This window comes from Janthinobacterium sp. SUN120, assembly GCF_030397735.1.
Lineage (GTDB): Bacteria > Pseudomonadota > Gammaproteobacteria > Burkholderiales > Burkholderiaceae_D > Janthinobacterium > Janthinobacterium kumbetense.
The window spans coordinates 578,891-593,850 of the sequence record NZ_JAPUBW010000001.1; the positions used below are offsets into that span (position 1 = coordinate 578,891).

The 14,960-nt window shown below is 60.4% G+C and carries 18 protein-coding genes and 1 tRNA gene; 16 read left to right on the forward strand and 3 right to left on the reverse strand.

The features are described 5' to 3' along the window. The first annotated feature begins 66 nt into the window (after positions 1-66). The 4 genes from O0879_RS02530 to O0879_RS02545 all read left to right on the forward strand — a co-directional run bounded on the left by O0879_RS02530 (position 67) and on the right by O0879_RS02545 (position 3,442). On the forward strand, positions 67-1,749 hold the full coding sequence (locus O0879_RS02530) for an isovaleryl-CoA dehydrogenase (RefSeq protein WP_099667643.1): 1,683 nt from the start codon (positions 67-69) through the stop codon (positions 1,747-1,749). Between the two features lie 155 nt (positions 1,750-1,904). Beyond that, positions 1,905-2,555: a uracil phosphoribosyltransferase gene (gene upp / locus O0879_RS02535; RefSeq protein WP_010398816.1), complete on the forward strand. Its 651-nt coding sequence runs from the start codon at positions 1,905-1,907 to the stop codon at positions 2,553-2,555. A gap of 22 nt (positions 2,556-2,577) precedes the next feature. Continuing rightward, positions 2,578-2,940: an Hpt domain-containing protein gene (locus O0879_RS02540; protein ID WP_251348434.1), complete on the forward strand. Its 363-nt coding sequence runs from the start codon at positions 2,578-2,580 to the stop codon at positions 2,938-2,940. A 298-nt stretch (positions 2,941-3,238) separates the two neighbouring features. Next, positions 3,239-3,442, forward strand: coding sequence for a cold-shock protein (locus O0879_RS02545; protein WP_010398811.1), 204 nt, complete (start codon positions 3,239-3,241; stop codon positions 3,440-3,442). 257 nt (positions 3,443-3,699) lie between these two features. Here the strand turns inward: O0879_RS02545 and O0879_RS02550 are convergent, their stop codons facing one another. Then, a complete protein-coding gene (locus O0879_RS02550) occupies positions 3,700-4,611 on the reverse strand; it encodes a LysR family transcriptional regulator (protein WP_289914481.1) in 912 nt (303 codons plus the stop codon). Between the two features lie 216 nt (positions 4,612-4,827). On the opposite strand from O0879_RS02550, the gene aceB reads away from it, so the two are divergent. Beyond that, complete coding sequence (aceB, locus tag O0879_RS02555; protein WP_289914482.1) at positions 4,828-6,426, forward strand: malate synthase A; 1,599 nt, start codon at positions 4,828-4,830, stop codon at positions 6,424-6,426. Between the two features lie 81 nt (positions 6,427-6,507). On the opposite strand, the gene gloB is transcribed toward aceB, so the two are convergent. After that, positions 6,508-7,317 (reverse strand): hydroxyacylglutathione hydrolase, encoded by an 810-nt coding sequence (gene gloB / locus O0879_RS02560; protein WP_099667646.1) that lies wholly within the window; start codon positions 7,315-7,317, stop codon positions 6,508-6,510. Between the two features lie 19 nt (positions 7,318-7,336). Here gloB and O0879_RS02565 point away from each other — a divergent pair, with 19 nt between their 5' ends. The 4 genes from O0879_RS02565 to O0879_RS02580 all read left to right on the forward strand — a co-directional run bounded on the left by O0879_RS02565 (position 7,337) and on the right by O0879_RS02580 (position 9,519). Further along, a complete protein-coding gene (locus tag O0879_RS02565) occupies positions 7,337-8,113 on the forward strand; it encodes a class I SAM-dependent methyltransferase (RefSeq protein ID WP_289897638.1) in 777 nt (258 codons plus the stop codon). Further along, on the forward strand, positions 8,106-8,543 hold the full coding sequence (gene rnhA / locus O0879_RS02570) for a ribonuclease HI (RefSeq protein ID WP_034784447.1): 438 nt from the start codon (positions 8,106-8,108) through the stop codon (positions 8,541-8,543). The genes O0879_RS02565 and rnhA overlap by 8 nt, the downstream gene beginning before the upstream one ends. Positions 8,544-8,646: 103 nt before the next feature. Next, on the forward strand, positions 8,647-9,363 hold the full coding sequence (gene dnaQ / locus O0879_RS02575) for a DNA polymerase III subunit epsilon (RefSeq protein WP_289914483.1): 717 nt from the start codon (positions 8,647-8,649) through the stop codon (positions 9,361-9,363). Between the two features lie 81 nt (positions 9,364-9,444). Beyond that, a tRNA-Val gene (locus O0879_RS02580) sits at positions 9,445-9,519 on the forward strand. 90 nt (positions 9,520-9,609) lie between these two features. Here the strand turns inward: O0879_RS02580 and O0879_RS02585 are convergent. Further along, positions 9,610-9,996: a tyrosine-type recombinase/integrase gene (locus O0879_RS02585; protein WP_289914484.1), complete on the reverse strand. Its 387-nt coding sequence runs from the start codon at positions 9,994-9,996 to the stop codon at positions 9,610-9,612. 74 nt (positions 9,997-10,070) lie between these two features. Here O0879_RS02585 and O0879_RS02590 point away from each other — a divergent pair, with 74 nt between their 5' ends. From O0879_RS02590 to O0879_RS02620, 7 genes are all read left to right on the forward strand, one after another. Further along, positions 10,071-10,220, forward strand: coding sequence for a phage tail terminator-like protein (locus O0879_RS02590; protein WP_289914485.1), 150 nt, complete (start codon positions 10,071-10,073; stop codon positions 10,218-10,220). Positions 10,221-10,288: 68 nt separating this feature from the next. Next, positions 10,289-11,083: a phage tail tube protein gene (locus O0879_RS02595; protein WP_289914486.1), complete on the forward strand. Its 795-nt coding sequence runs from the start codon at positions 10,289-10,291 to the stop codon at positions 11,081-11,083. A gap of 182 nt (positions 11,084-11,265) precedes the next feature. Further along, complete coding sequence (locus O0879_RS02600; RefSeq protein WP_289914487.1) at positions 11,266-11,442, forward strand: hypothetical protein; 177 nt, start codon at positions 11,266-11,268, stop codon at positions 11,440-11,442. 246 nt (positions 11,443-11,688) lie between these two features. Beyond that, entirely contained in the window at positions 11,689-12,252 is a 564-nt protein-coding gene (locus O0879_RS02605) for a hypothetical protein (RefSeq protein WP_143451541.1), read from the forward strand. A 100-nt stretch (positions 12,253-12,352) separates the two neighbouring features. Then, positions 12,353-13,456 (forward strand): hypothetical protein, encoded by a 1,104-nt coding sequence (locus tag O0879_RS02610; RefSeq protein WP_289914488.1) that lies wholly within the window; start codon positions 12,353-12,355, stop codon positions 13,454-13,456. Next, a complete protein-coding gene (locus tag O0879_RS02615) occupies positions 13,423-13,701 on the forward strand; it encodes a glycoside hydrolase family 19 protein (RefSeq protein WP_289914489.1) in 279 nt (92 codons plus the stop codon). The genes O0879_RS02610 and O0879_RS02615 overlap by 34 nt, the downstream gene beginning before the upstream one ends. Next, positions 13,698-14,222: a hypothetical protein gene (locus tag O0879_RS02620; protein ID WP_289914490.1), complete on the forward strand. Its 525-nt coding sequence runs from the start codon at positions 13,698-13,700 to the stop codon at positions 14,220-14,222. The genes O0879_RS02615 and O0879_RS02620 overlap by 4 nt, the downstream gene beginning before the upstream one ends. The last annotated feature ends 738 nt before the right edge of the window (positions 14,223-14,960 follow it).

Here is a 14,960-nt window from a genome sequence, read left to right on the forward strand (position 1 = left end):
CAGACGGTGTTGACGGTGCGCCAGCGACGGCAAGGGCGCCATGATAACAAATCGCGGGAGACCTCCATGAATGCCTTTGACACGCATGAAGTTTTCAACCAGGCCACGCCCTTTGAAAACGTCAATCTGTTCGCCTGCGACCCGGCGCTGATCGAAGCGCTGCTGCGCGAGGGCGGCGGCGCGGCGTTACAGGAGCTCGACGCGCTGGGCGACAGGCTGGGGCGCGCCGAGACCTATGCGCTGGCGCGCCTGGCCAATATCCACACGCCCGAGCTGCAGCAGTTCGACCGGGCCGGGCGCCGCATCGACGAGGTGCTGTTCCATCCGGCCTGGCATGAACTGATGGCCATCCTCGTGGGCGCCGGCGCGCACGCTTCGCCGTGGGCGTCGCCCGGTCCCGGCGCCCAGGTGGCGCGCGCGGCGGCCTATCTATTAGTGGGGCAGGTGGAAAACGGCACGCAATGCCCCGTGACGATGACGTATGCCTCGGTGCCGGCCTTGCGCCAGGCGCTTGATCTGCCGCAAATCGCGCAGCGCTGGCTGCCGAAAATCCTGTCGCGCGACTACGATCCCCGCTCGCTGCCCGTGGAGCAGAAGCGGGGCGCCCTGGTCGGCATGGGCATGACGGAAAAGCAGGGCGGCTCCGACGTGCGCAGCAACACCACGCGCGCTACGCAGGTGCCGCCGGCCGAGGCGCAGGCGCTGTTCGGCGACGAGGCCGCCGGCGCCTGGCGCATCGTCGGCCACAAGTGGTTTTTCTCGGCGCCCCAGTGCGACGCGCATCTGATCCTGGCGCAGGCGGACGAGGGGGGATTGTCGTGCTTTTTCCTGCCCCGCTACCTGCCCGACGGCAGCCGCAACGCCATCCGCGTGCAGCGCCTGAAGGATAAGCTGGGCAACCGCTCGAATGCCTCGTCGGAAGTGGAGTTTACGAATGCCTACGGCTGGCTCGTGGGACAGCCGGGGCGGGGCATCCCCACCATCCTGGAAATGGCCAGCCACACGCGCCTCGACTGCGTGCTGGGCAGCGCCGGCATCATGCGCGCCGCCCTGACGCAGGCGCTGCACCATGCGCGCCAGCGGGCCGTGTTCGGCAAGCCGCTGGCCGAACAGCCGCTGATGCAGAACGTGCTGGCCGACCTGGCGCTGGAATCGGAAGCCGCCACGGCGTTTGCGCTGCGCCTGGCCCGCTGTTTCGATGAAAAGGATGATGCAGGGCAAGCCATGCTGGCGCGCGTGCTCACGCCGGCCGGCAAGTACTGGATTTGCAAGCGGGGCCCCGGTTTCGGCTTTGAAGCGATGGAAGTGCTGGGCGGCACCGGTTATGTGGAAGAGGCGCCGCTGGCGCGCCTGTACCGCGAATTGCCCGTCAATTCGATCTGGGAAGGCTCGGGCAACGTCATGTGCCTCGACGTCTTGCGCGCCTTCGGCAAGTCGCCGGCCGCGCGCGACGCCCTGGCGGCCGAGCTGGCGCTGGCCGGCGATGACGATGCCATTTTCACCGGCTACCGCGCGCGGCTGCTGGCCGACCTGGACGGGCCGCAAACGGACGAATTCGGCGCCCGGCAACTATCCGAGCGCATCGTGCTGGCCGTGCAGGCGGGATTGCTGCTGCGCCATGCGCCGCCGTTCGTCGCGCAAGCGTTCCTGCAGTCGCGGCTGGTGCAGGCGCCGGGCGGGGCGTATGGCCGCTTGCCGGCAGGCACCGATTGCGCGGCCATCCTGGCGCGCGCGCTGCGCGAGTACTGAGTTTGCCTCCGCTTGGGTACGCAATTATTTCGAAAATTCCGGCCACAGGCGGGCTGGGGGCTGGGATAATGCTGCAATCCATCATTTTATCGATACACAGCGCGCTTGCGGCCCAGGCTTGCCGCCGCGCCAGCTAGCATAGAAAGAAAAACAATATGAAACAAGACCCGCGCTTCCCGAATTTGTTCATTACCGATCACCCTTTGATCCAGCACAAACTGAGCCACATGCGCGAGCACGACACGTCGACGCGCACCTTCCGCGAATTGCTCAAGGAAATCACCTTGCTGATGGGCTATGAAATCACGCGCGACCTGCCGCTGACGACGCGCGAAATCAAGACCCCGCTGGTGACCATCGACGCGCCCGTCATCGCCGGCAAGAAACTGGCCATCGTGCCCATCCTGCGCGCCGGCATCGGCATGAGCGATGGCTTGCTGAACCTGGTGCCATCGGCGCGCGTGGGCCACATCGGTGTGTACCGCGACCCGGCCACCCACATGCCCGTGGAATACCTGGTGCGCCTGCCGGACTTGAACGAGCGCACCTTCATCTTGTGCGACCCGATGGTGGCGACCGGCAATTCGGCCGTGTACGCCGTCGACGTGCTGAAAAAACGGGGCGTGACGGATGAGCAGATCATCTTCCTGGCCCTGGTTGCCGCACCGGAAGGCGTGACCGTGTTCCAGAATGCGCATCCGAACGTCAAGATGTTCTGCGCTTCGCTCGATTCGCACCTCGACGACCACGCCTACATCGTGCCGGGCCTGGGCGACGCCGGCGACCGCATCTTCGGCACCAAGTAAACCGGTTCAGGCGAGTATTGCGATGGCAACCTTGATCGACCCGGATTTTCGCGCGCGTTTGCGCGCCCTGAATGAAAAATATGCGGCTGGCGTGCCGGCCCTGATGCAGGCGATCACGCAGGCAAGCGGCCGCTGCGACAGCGAAGGCCCCCGCCTGGAGCCGCTGACGGAGCTGCACCGCGCGCTGCATGCGGTGGCCGGCTCGGCCGCCACCTTCGGTTTTGCCGCGCTGGGGCAGGAGTGCCGGCGCCTGGAACAGCTGGTGCGCGCCATGCTCAATGCCCCTGCGCAAGCGGTGGCGGATTGGCCTGGCGTGCGGGCGCAAGTGGTGGCGCTATTGGACTGGGCGGGACGCGATGCGGCGGCCACCCATTTCACCGCCTAGATGACCGCGCCATAGTCATGTGGTTGCAATGATTCATTTGATACAACGCAAAGCACCCGCGTCGCAGATTAGGATATAGTGTGTCCATGCCGCTGGTACAGGGCGCCGCAAGACGGGGATTTGGCTATTAAAGTAGTGTTCGCAAGTTTATTTTGCGAAAGAATGGTTTTTCTCAGTTTTGTTGGTATAATTGGGCATCGTTGGATTCGAGGTAGTAGTGCAGTTTGTCTGTCATTTCTTTCTTGCTTCAAACGATATAACGGGCGCAAGCCCAACTTAACTGAAATAGGAAATTGTAATGGCAACTGGCATCGTAAAATGGTTCAATGATTCGAAGGGTTTCGGCTTTATTACCCCTGACGAAGGCGGCGAAGATCTGTTCGCTCACTTCTCGGCTATCCAGTCGAACGGCTTCAAGTCCCTGCAAGAGAACCAACGCGTTTCTTTTGAAGTGACCGCTGGCCCTAAAGGCAAGCAAGCTTCGAACATTCAGCCAATCTAATACGCTGGATCAAACGAAATAAAGAAATCCTCGGTCTCCGAGGATTTTTTTTCGCCTGAATTTCCGTGAAGCATGGGTTTTGTATGCGTTTGATGGGCTACGCGGCCTCTGCGCGGCTGTCTTTCGGCTACTTTGCCTCATTGCCGGCGGGTAGGCTTGCCTGGTCAGCGCAAGTCTCTAAGCCGAACTCTGCGGTGTTCCCATTGATGTCACGACGCCGGACAAAACCGACGCGCAGCAGGTTCGATCCCGCGCCCTCAGATAGCCCGTTCGCGCCAGTAGTCTGGCTGTGAGTATGAGTGCCTTAAAAAATCCACGAACGCCCGTATGCGCAGCGGCAAGTGGCGGCGCTGGGCGAACACGGCGTAGATATCGTTGCCCGGGGCGGCGAACTGGTCCAGCACCGTCACCAGCTGGCCCGAGGCGATCTCGGCGCCCACTTCCCACATCGAGCGCCACGCCAGGCCCTTGCCGGCCAGTGCCCAGTCGTGCAGCACTTCGCCATCATTGCAGACCATATTGCCCGCCACCTTTAAAATCACGTTCTTGCCGTTTTCGCGGAAAGTCCAGCCCCGCTGGCTGCCTTCGCTGCTGATCGCCAGGCAATTGTGTTTCGCCAGGTCGGCCGGGATGCGGGGCGTGCCCGCCCGTTTCAGATAGGCGGGCGAGCCGACGAGCACGCGCTGGTTGTCCGCCAGCTTGGTGCTCACGAGCGAGGAGTCGGACAGGCTGGCGATGCGGATGGCCACGTCGATGCCTTCGCCGATCAGGTCGACGAGGCGGTCGTTCAGGTTCAGCGACACCGTCACGTCGCGGTGCTCGGCCACGAACGAGGGGATCAGGGGCGCCACGTGCTGGCGGCCGAAGCCGGCCGGCGCGGAAATGAGCAGGTGGCCGCTGGCCTTCACGCTGCGCTCGGTCACGGCTGCTTCCGCCTCTTCCAGTTCGCCCAGGATGCGCTGGCAATCTTCCAGGAAGGCGGCGCCTTCATTCGTCAGGGCCAGCTTGCGCGTCGTGCGCTGGAGCAATTTGACGCCCAGGCGCTGCTCCAGCGCGTCGAGGCGCCGGCCTATCATGGCTGGCGCGATGCCTTCCGCGCGCGCGGCAGCCGACAGGCTGCCCCTGGCCACTACTTCCACGAAGGTTGATATTTGTCTGAACTGGCCCATGTTGTGCTCCCGCAATGCCATCACTTGTGATAAAAACGCATAGATGAAGTGATTTTTAATCTCGTTTCCATGCCTTATAGTGCAATACTATAGAACAAACGCGCCACCTGGCGGAGTGTTTTTGCTCCTCTGTCCAGCTTGCCCGCGCAGTCGTTCGGCTTATACTTGGATCACCAGATTACCTTTGCTTATATTTACTAAAAACCGGAGAACTTCATGACGCAGAACACGATCGCACTTCCCGAAGGCATGCAAATCACGGGTGCCATTGCACCCGGCTACGAACAGATCCTGACGCCGGCCGCGCTGGCCCTGGTGGCCAAGCTGACGCGCGCCTTCGAGCCACGCCGCCAGGAATTGCTGGCCGTGCGCGTGGGGCGGGCCAAGCGCCTCGACGCGGGCGAGCGTCCTGATTTCTTGCCAGAAACCGCACACATCCGCGACGGCGACTGGAAGATCGCGCCGATCCCGAAGGCGCTGGAATGCCGCCGCGTGGAAATCACCGGTCCCGTCGAGCGCAAGATGGTCATCAACGCCTTCAATTCCGGCGCGGACAGCTACATGACGGACTTCGAGGATTCGAACACGCCGAACTGGGATAACCAGCTGACGGGCCAGATCAATATGTTCGACGCCGTGCGCAAGACGATTTCGCTGGAGCAAAATGGCAAGTCCTACAAGCTGAACGACAAGATCGCGACACTCGTCGTGCGTCCGCGCGGCTGGCACCTCGATGAAAAACACGTGCTGGTCGACGGCAAGCGCATTTCCGGTGGCATTTTCGATTTCGCGCTGTTCATGTTCCATAACGCCAAGGAACAACTGGCACGCGGCGCCGGCCCGTACTTCTATCTGCCGAAGATGGAATCGCACCTGGAAGCGCGCCTGTGGAACGACATTTTCGTCATGACGCAGAACGAGTTGGGCTTGCCGCAGGGTACGATCAAGGCGACCGTGCTGATCGAAACCATCCTGGCCGCCTTCGAGATGGATGAAATCCTGTATGAGCTGAAAGAACACAGTTCGGGCTTGAACGCGGGCCGCTGGGATTACATCTTCTCGTGCATCAAGAAATTCAAGCTGGACAAGGACTTCTGCCTGGCCGACCGCGCGAAAGTCACGATGACGGCGCCGTTCATGCGCGCCTACGCCTTGCTGCTGCTGAAAACCTGTCATAAACGTGGCGCACCGGCCATCGGCGGCATGGCAGCCTTGATCCCGATCAAGAACGACCCGGAAAAGAATGACATCGCCATGGGCGGCGTGCGCAATGACAAGGCGCGCGATGCCACCGACGGCTACGACGGCGGCTGGGTGGCCCATCCGGGCCTGGTGGAACTGGCCATGGGCGAGTTCACGAAAGTGCTGGGCGACAAGCCGAACCAGATCGAGAAACAGCGTCCCGACATCGACGTGAAAGCGTCGGACTTGCTGAATTTCCAGCCGGAAGCGCCAATCACGGAAGCGGGCTTGCGCTACAACATCAACGTGGGTATCCATTACCTGGGCAGCTGGCTGGCCGGCAATGGTTGCGTGCCCATCCATAACCTGATGGAAGATGCCGCCACGGCCGAGATCAGCCGTTCGCAAGTGTGGCAATGGATTCGTTCGAGCAAGGGCGTGCTGGAAGATGGCCGCAAGGTGACGGCCGAGATGGTGCGCGCCATGATTCCGGAAGAGCTGGCCAAAGTGCAGCGCGATGCGCCGGGCGGCAATGGCCCGACCTATGTGCGCGCAGGACAAATCTTCGAGGAAATGTCGACGTCGGAATCGTTCGCCGAATTCCTGACCTTGCCGCTGTATGAAGAAATCTGATCCTGATCAACTAGATCGATAAAAAAATCCCGGCGATGCATACAAGCATCTGCCGGGATTTTTTATGGCGGAAGGGCGGACTTAAAAGCTGTTTTTCCACATCCGCAAGGCGGCGAACGCTTCCACGGGCGACGCATCGGTGGCCAGCTTGCCTTCCACCTTCAGGCTGGTCAGGATCGCCGGTTCGCGGTAGCGCAGGAAGGGATTCGTGGCCTTCTCCAGGGCAATGGTCGACGGCACGGTGGACAAGCCTTGCTGGCGCTTTTCCGTGTCGATGGCGATGCGTTCCTGCAAGGCCTGGTTGCCCGGTTCGACGGCGTTGGCGAAGCGCAGATTGGACAAGGTGTACTCATGCGCGCAAAATACCTCGGTATCGTCGGGCAAGGCGGCCAGCTTGCCCAGCGAGTCGGCCATCTGGCCCGGCGTGCCTTCGAACAGGCGGCCGCAGCCGCCCGCAAACAGGGTGTCGCCGGAGAACAGCCAGGGTGCGCCGCTGCGCTCGTCGCGCTGGCGCACGTAGGCGATATGGCCCTTCGTATGGCCGGGCACGTCGATGACGGTCAGTTGCAGGCCCAGCTCGGGCACGTGGGCGACATCGCCTTCGGCAAGCGGTTCCGTGATGGCTGTGATAGCCTCATTGCGCGGGCCGAAGACGGGGACGGCGAAATGCTGCAACAATTCAGGTACGCCGCCCGTGTGGTCGGCGTGGTGATGCGTGAGTAAAATGGCGGACAAGGTCAACTGATGGGCTTGCAGCGCATCGAGGATGGCCGTCGCATCGCCGGGGTCGACCACGGCGGCATGGCGTCCGTCATGGATCAGCCACAGGTAATTGTCGGCAAAGGCGGGCACGGCAAGTACCGATAAAGCGTGTTCAGGGGAGTGTGTCATGAGCAAAAGAGAAAACTGAATGGACAGTGTGGCATCCGAAAAATCCATTATAGCGCTTGACGGTTGGCTGCAGACACCGGCCGGTCTGTACGTGCGTGCCTGGGAGCAGCAATGCCTCGACAGCCTGACTGTCGATATCTTCGGTTTTAATGCCGTGCAGATCGGCTTGCCCCAGCTCGATGCGCTGGCGGCCAACCGCATGCCGAACAAATGGCTGCTCGATGCGCGCCTGCCGTCGCGTCCGCCGCAGGAAAGCCGCTTGACCCTCGTGTCGGCCTTCGACGAGTTGCCGTTCGACTCGCAAAGCCTGGACCTGGTGGTCTTGCCGCACGTCCTCGAATTTGCCGCCGAGCCGCACCAGGTCTTGCGCGAAGTCGAGCGCGTGCTGATTCCGGAAGGGCGCGTGATCGTGTGCGGCTTCAATCCGGCCAGCCTGTGGGGCATGCGCCAGGGACTGGGGCGGGTCACGGGCCGGCATTATTTGCCGCAGGCGGGCGAGCTGATCTCTATGCCGCGCATGAAAGACTGGTTAAAATTGCTGAACATGGGCGTGAGCCAAAGCCACTTTGGCTGCTACGCGCCTGCCTGCAGGACAGAAAAATGGCTGCGCCGCAACGCCTTCATGGACAAGGCCGGTGCGCGCTGGTGGCCATATCTGGGCGCAGTGTATATAGTGCAGGCGATCAAGCGCGTCAAAGGGATGCGTTTGATCGGTCCGGCGTGGACCAAAAAACCGGCGACGGCGCCCGCAGGCGCACCGGTCACGAATAAGAGGCGGGAACAGCAAGATGGATAAGGTTGAGATTTACGCCGATGGCGCATGCAAGGGCAATCCCGGCACGGGCGGCTGGGGCGCGCTGATGGTGGCCGATGGCGCCAAGAAAGAAATTTACGGCGGGGAACTGAATACGACGAATAACCGCATGGAATTGAAGGCTGTGATCGAAGCCTTGACGGCGCTCAAACGTCCCTGCCAGGTAGTGTTGTATACCGATAGCCAGTACGTGCAAAAGGGCATCAGCGAATGGATCCACGGCTGGAAAGCGCGCGGCTGGAAAACGGCGGCCAAGGCACCCGTGAAAAACGTCGACTTGTGGCAGGCGCTCGATACGGCCCAGGCCGTGCACGAGGTGGAATGGCGCTGGGTGCGCGGCCATAACGGCCATCCGGGCAATGAGCGGGCCGATCAGCTGGCCAACCTGGGTGTGGAAACCGTGCGCGCCTGAGAACTGAAATTTCCTGCCATGCAGCTGTGGGCAGGGCATAACCGGAGGGCACAGGTTTGCTATACTGTGCCCTTCGCTTTTTGCTTTTAAGACTGAATCTGCCATGCGTCAAATTGTCCTCGATACTGAAACCACCGGCCTGAACCCGCGCACGGGCGACCGCATCCTGGAGATCGGGGCGGTCGAACTGAACAACCGCATGTTGACGGGGAATAATTTCCACCATTACATCAATCCCGAGCGCGATTCGGAAGAGGGCGCGCTGGCCGTCCACGGATTGACGACGGAATTCCTCAGCGACAAGCCGAAATTCGCGGAAATCGCCGACGAATTTCGTGCCTACATCGCCGACGCTGAACTGATCATCCACAACGCCCCGTTCGATATCGGCTTCCTGAACGCGGAATTCAAGCGCTTGAACTTGCCGCCAGTCCACGAGCAAGTGCATGGCGTGATCGACACCCTGGTGCAGGCGAAGGAAATGCATCCGGGCAAGCGCAACTCGCTCGACGCCTTGTGCGACCGTTACGGCGTCTCGAACGCCCACCGCAAGCTGCACGGCGCGCTGCTTGACTCCGAATTGCTGGCTGACGTCTACCTGGCCATGACGCGCGGGCAAAACAGCCTGAGCATGGAAGAAGAAGTGGAAGCGGCCGCCGACGGCGCCGCCCTGGAAATCGTGCCCTTGGCCGAAGTCATCTTCCAGAGCGCCAGCGCCGACGAACTGGCCGCCCACGAAGCCACCATCGCCGGCCTCGACAAGGCCGCCAAAGGCCAGTGCATCTGGACCGCCGTCACGTCGCCGCCAGCGGCCGCGTGAGAAAGAAGCGGGGCACGATAAATTTCCTCTCGCCAGCCCTTGCAGATGCCGCAACACCTATGCGATAATTCGCCTCGCTTCGGGAGGTTAGCTCAGGGGTAGAGCACTGCATTCACACTGCAGGGGTCGCAAGTTCGAAACTTGCACTTCCCACCAAGAATTCGTTGTAAAATCAAGTACGTACATTAAAGCCGACACATTGCGTGATCGGCTTTTTTTGTGCTTGTGTAATTAGCCTGTGTAATTTTATTTTTTGTTTTGTACTAGTACCGATAGCTTATCCAACGCAGCACGCTGCGCATCGACCTGGAGGTGCGCATAGCGCTGGGTCGTCTGCACATTGCTGTGACCGAGAATCTTGCTAATAGTATAAAGATCGCCCCCCAAGCCAAGCATGATGCTGGCACAAGAATGCCGTTGGTCATGAAAGTTCACATGCTCCATACGCGCCTTCACGCGCGCTCGGCGCCAAGCGGATTTCAGCCCATCAACACTCACTTCAAGCGGAAAGTGGGCGAGCCAAGGTCGCAGCGCGGGGATGATTGGAATTACACGCGCCCGTAAGGTCTTTGTGTGGCTCGAAGGCAAGGTGATCGTGTCAACGCCAATATCCTCCTCACGAATTTGGAACAACTCTCCACGACGGGCAGGTCAGCCTGATGTATCCGCCAGGCCAGGGCACAGCCAGCGCCGGCGCGCGAGCTGAAATGATCAAGGAGCTGTTCCGCCGCGGCGCAGGCTTCACCAAGGGTGATGTGACCGTGCAGATCGAGCGCACGCCTGAAATCGCGGATGGCCGCGAGGACGGCGACCGTTGGATGGTCCCGGTCAAGATTCGCTGGTTCTGCAACCTGTAACCCGCATTACCCCACATAGATCGCCTCGGCGGTCTTTTTTTTTCGACCAAAGAAAGGCAATCCACACCATGACCACTGCAAACGGCATCGACAGCCTGCTCGTTATCGGCAAGCAACCTGCAGAAGGCACGAAGGCCCTGGCCGCCGCCGGCCGCCTCTATCCGCGCGTGACAGCGACGTTCGATACGGACGCCGACAAGTATTCGAGCAACGAGATCGACCCGAGCCAGCAACAGAGCGATACCCGCCTGGGCAACTTCCGCACCTCGGGCGCTATCAAAGGCGAAGCATCGTGCGGCACCTACGCCGTGCTGCTGGCCGCGCTGCTGCGCCGCGACTTCACGGCCGGCGGTACCACCGCGGCGCAAGCCACGGCCGCCTCGCGCGGCAAAGTGGTGGGCTCGGGGCAGTTCACCGTGCTGATGCAGGATTCTGCCTATATCGACTACTTCAAACAAGAAGTCGAGCTGCCGCTGGCCTACGCCATGGCGGCCAGTACGGCGCGGCTGGCCGAGGTGATGACCATTGCCATGGGTCGCATCAAGATCACCTCGGCCAAGGTCGATGATGGCGAGAAAAACAAGATCGTCACGTGCGCTTTCGACTACCGCAAGGCCGCTAAGCGCAAGACGGCCATCGACGCCTCGACTGACGAAGGCTCCAATCAGCTGGTGAGCGTCATCGACGACAACCAGAAGTGCATGGCGCTGCCCGTGGCCGTTGACTGGTATGGCTTCACCAGTAACGGCGCGGCCGTGCCGTTCGACAAGAGCATGATTGACGCGGCGTTCGACAAGTACCCGACCTGGCAGGACCGCGTTACGACCGCCCTGGAAAACGACGCCAATTTTTTGAAGGTCTGATCCATGCCCTGCTGCTGTACGCCGATCATCTGTTTGATCGCGCGGCAGCGGCAGGCGACGGCAACGCCAAGGGCGATCATCTGGACACCGCCCGGAAAAACCCGCTTTATCGGGCGCCCGAGGCGCCCGCGGTGCCTCAGCTGCCGGCCGAGCTGGCCTACATCTGGACCTAGTTCACCCAGTTGAACCAGAAACGCCAGTGCGGCATGGCCGTGAACGCGCTCACCAGCGCTGAAATACTGGCCTGGCAGGCGCGCCACGGCGTCCGCTTCGATCCGTTCGAGGAGTCGGTCATTGACCGCCTCGATGCGCTGTTTATTTACCACCAGAACAAGAAGGTCAACTCTGATTTGCCATAACTTTTGAGCAATCGGGGTGGGTGACAGCACCGCACAGGAGCGCTAGGATTGGCATGCATTTAACACAAACGCGGCGAAAAGTCGTGCGAACCGTTCCGCATGACTTTGTTGTGCCAGGTGTGTATTGTTGCTGGGTGGCATGCGAAACGATGAAAATTTCGGCAGGCATTTGGAGGCGAGGTTACTGCGTCGACCAAGTGTAATTGGTGCTGGTGTAAAATTGCCTCTTTAACTTCTGAGGTAGAAATGAAGAAATGTATTTTTGCCGTAGCATTGATAGCAGTATCTGCCTTGTCTGTTGCTGCAACGAACAAGCCCTTTGTTTGTGAGCAGATAAAGGAAAAGGCCGTACGTACTTCATGTATAGAGTCGCGAGATGCTGAAAATGCAGAAAAAGTGAAAAGCAATTCTGTAGATGAGTCGGCGCGATTAGCTGCTCTCGATAAAAGTCGGATATTGGATGAGTTTGTTGCAAAGTCAAAAGAAGCATTGGTGAAAAATTACAAGGATCCAAGTTCTGCGCAGTTTGCAAACCTTGTGGTCAGTGACAGGTCCAAGGTAATGCCGAATTGGTTAGCCCTTTGTGGCTCGGTCAATGCGAAAAACTCTTATGGCGGCTACGTTGGCGCCAAGCTTTTTTACGTAAGTTGGACAGGCCCCGGTGCTCCGGAAATTTGGAACGAAGGCGCGAGAACTGCAACGTGGCGCGGATCGAGGAAGGCAGCCGAGGAAGTTGAGTTAGCTGAAATGGATGTCTATAAGTTGACTTGTGAGCCATCCGCTGTTGCTGTTATTACACAGGTGAAGTAATGCATTAATGAATTAGTATTTTTTATTATCCATTTGGCCCGCTTCGTGCGGGTCTTTTAATTTCAAGCTCACTTTGGTGAGCTTTTTTTATGGGCGATCTATGCCGGACATTGCAAAACTTGGTCTTTCGATTGATACGCGCCAAGTGGTCGAGGGCAGTAAAGCACTGGATTCGCTCGGTGAGGCAGCGGTGCGCGTCGAGCAAAAGACGGCTGGCGCCACGGCGGCTGTCGACAAGTTGGGCGAGGCCAGCGCTGGGGCAAAGGCCAAGGCCAAGGCCAAGGCCTCTGAAGGTGCTGTCGCTGTCGATGCGCTGGGTGATGCTGGTGCGCGCGTTGCGCCAAAGGTTGCTGGCGCGACTACGTCCGTGGATTCGTTGAGTGCTGCGACGGCGCGCGTGCGCTCGACATCGACCGAGGGCGTCAGCGCGCTGGACAACTTTACAAATTCCTCGGCCGGTGTGTGGCGCCGCGGCGTCGATGCGGCCAAAAGTGTCGAAGCCCTGGGCGATGCCACGCGGCGCACTGGTCAGCGTGCGGCGATCAGCAATGGCCAGATGGATGACACGTCCAAAATTATGCGCGCTCAGGCTGAGCAGGCGCGCCAGGCAGCCCAGGCCACGACGGCGCTGGGTGGTTCGACCACGCAATTGACGCTTGGCCAGCAGCAACTGATCGAGCGCATGCGCGAGCAGGCGGCGACGATTGGTATGAGTCGCACCCAGTTGCTTGCCTACCAGGCCGCGCAGATGGGTGTCACCAAGGAAACGCAACAAGCAATTGCAACAATCAAGGCGCACGAGGACGCACTCAAGGCCGCCGCAAAGGCTAAGGAGGAGGCATCTGCAGCATCTGGTCGACTGACCGGTGCGCTGCAATTATTGGCTGCCGGCTTTGCCTTACTAAAGATTGCTGATTACATTAAAGAATCCACTTTGCTGGCTGCCCGATATGAAACATTGGGCGTGGTGATGGAGGTAGTCGGGCGCAATGCTGGCACCGCTGAACGCGGCCATGCTGGAATTCGGCATCACGACCCCGGCGCGCCAGGCCTCGTTCCTGTCCCAGGTTGGCCACGAGTCTGGCCAGCTGCGCTACGTGCGCGAGCTGGCCAGCGGTCAGGCCTATGGGGGGGCGTGCCGACCTGGGTAACGTGCAGCCAGGCGACGGCATGCGCTTTCGTGGGCGCGGCCTGCTGCAGGTGACCGGCCGCGTCAACTACGCCGCCTGCGGCAAGGCGCTGGGCCTGGATCTGCTGGCCAAACCCGAGCTGCTCGAGCAGACCGTCAACGCCTGCCGTTCGGCCGGCTGGTTCTGGCAGGCGAGGGGTCTGAACGCCCTGGCTGATGCCGGCGACCAGGAACGGGTGACGCGGCGCATCAACGGTGGCGTGAACGGGCTGGCTGAGCGCCTGGCCTTGTACCAGGCAGCGCGCAAGGTGCTGGTGTGAGCGCGCTGGTTAATCTGGCGGGCAGGGTGCCTGGCTGGCTGTACGGCGCCGTGCTGGCATGCGTGCTGGTCGGCGCCGGCATGCTGTACCAGCGAGCGCAGGGCGTCGCCCAAGGCCGAGCGGCCGTGCAGGCGCTGTGGAATACCGACAAGAAGACCCGCGCGGCAGCGGAAACGAAGGCGGTGGCGCAGCGCGCCGCCGAGAACCTGGCGCAAGCCAGGCAACAGGCCGTCAAAGCGGCGGCCATCAAGAAAGTCTACGATGACGAAATCAACGATGTGCGCGCTCGGCTTGCTGTTGCTGAGCGCATGCGCAAGCCCGTCTTCTGTGCAAGTGCTGGACCTGCCGCCCCGGCCGGTGCCGGTGGCGCCGAAGGAGGCGCTGCAGCCGATCCCGTCAGCGGGCTACTTCCTGACGCGGTGGCGCGAGATATTCAAGCCTTGATCCTGCAGACGGAGGAAGTGGCCGCGACGGGACGCGCGTGCCAGGCGTTTGTGCGGGGTAGTAGCATAGGGCTGTAGCGCTGATTCGGAGTGTTTGCGCAGGTAGACAGTAGGGGAGTGAGCTAGTCGATTGAGTCTTGAGACCTTCAGATCAACGCAAGTTTAGTGCCGCAGGTGTCTTTGTGCAGTCGCGCGTCCATCTCTCCAGCACGGCGGGGCCGGATAGAGTAAATACTGTCTAAGTTGATAACTTCTGCTCTTGGTATACACTCAATAGAAGGAAATTGGACGTTAGAAGAGGAGTCTTACCATGAGGCATATCTCTACACTGGCCGTGATCGGTACTGTTCTGTTTATCACGGGAACAGCTGCATCTGCAGGGAATGGCGGCATTAAGGCCGGTCCGCATTTAGGAACCCCGATCGCAACAACAATGCACACGACGACAACGCATACAACGACAACTGCACCAGCTTTACCTACCCCATCGCATTCGGGGCAACCAAATCAAAGCTGCGGCAGTGCCACTGCTCCCAATACTCCTGGTAATTCAGCTTCTGCACCTGGGTCAGCTTTCAATCCAGATGGCCAGGCTGGAACAGTATATGCTGGACAGCAGCCACAAAATTCGCGCAATCCTACGAGTGTGTCACAGTATGATGTTGCTTGCGCGAAACAGCCATCTAAGTAAGGTGCAAGCGTAAAGCCGGTGCCGTTTTGGCCGGGTTACGAGTTCGAAAAGTTAGCACCGGCGGCGCCGAACTGCGAAAAGGTAAAGGTGTTGGCGCGGGACTGGCCACGTGGCTGGAAGTATGA

Coding starts and splice junctions, on each gene's coding strand:
- O0879_RS02530 (WP_099667643.1), top strand. CDS start 67: ATGAATGCCTTTGACACGCATGAAGTTTTCAACCAGGCCACGCCCTTT.
- upp (WP_010398816.1), top strand. CDS start 1,905: ATGAAACAAGACCCGCGCTTCCCGAATTTGTTCATTACCGATCACCCT.
- O0879_RS02540 (WP_251348434.1), top strand. CDS start 2,578: ATGGCAACCTTGATCGACCCGGATTTTCGCGCGCGTTTGCGCGCCCTG.
- O0879_RS02545 (WP_010398811.1), top strand. CDS start 3,239: ATGGCAACTGGCATCGTAAAATGGTTCAATGATTCGAAGGGTTTCGGC.
- O0879_RS02550 (WP_289914481.1), bottom strand. CDS start 4,611: ATGGGCCAGTTCAGACAAATATCAACCTTCGTGGAAGTAGTGGCCAGG.
- aceB (WP_289914482.1), top strand. CDS start 4,828: ATGACGCAGAACACGATCGCACTTCCCGAAGGCATGCAAATCACGGGT.
- gloB (WP_099667646.1), bottom strand. CDS start 7,317: ATGACACACTCCCCTGAACACGCTTTATCGGTACTTGCCGTGCCCGCC.
- O0879_RS02565 (WP_289897638.1), top strand. CDS start 7,337: ATGGACAGTGTGGCATCCGAAAAATCCATTATAGCGCTTGACGGTTGG.
- rnhA (WP_034784447.1), top strand. CDS start 8,106: ATGGATAAGGTTGAGATTTACGCCGATGGCGCATGCAAGGGCAATCCC.
- dnaQ (WP_289914483.1), top strand. CDS start 8,647: ATGCGTCAAATTGTCCTCGATACTGAAACCACCGGCCTGAACCCGCGC.
- O0879_RS02590 (WP_289914485.1), top strand. CDS start 10,071: ATGATCAAGGAGCTGTTCCGCCGCGGCGCAGGCTTCACCAAGGGTGAT.
- O0879_RS02595 (WP_289914486.1), top strand. CDS start 10,289: ATGACCACTGCAAACGGCATCGACAGCCTGCTCGTTATCGGCAAGCAA.
- O0879_RS02605 (WP_143451541.1), top strand. CDS start 11,689: ATGAAGAAATGTATTTTTGCCGTAGCATTGATAGCAGTATCTGCCTTG.
- O0879_RS02610 (WP_289914488.1), top strand. CDS start 12,353: ATGCCGGACATTGCAAAACTTGGTCTTTCGATTGATACGCGCCAAGTG.
- O0879_RS02615 (WP_289914489.1), top strand. CDS start 13,423: ATGCGCTTTCGTGGGCGCGGCCTGCTGCAGGTGACCGGCCGCGTCAAC.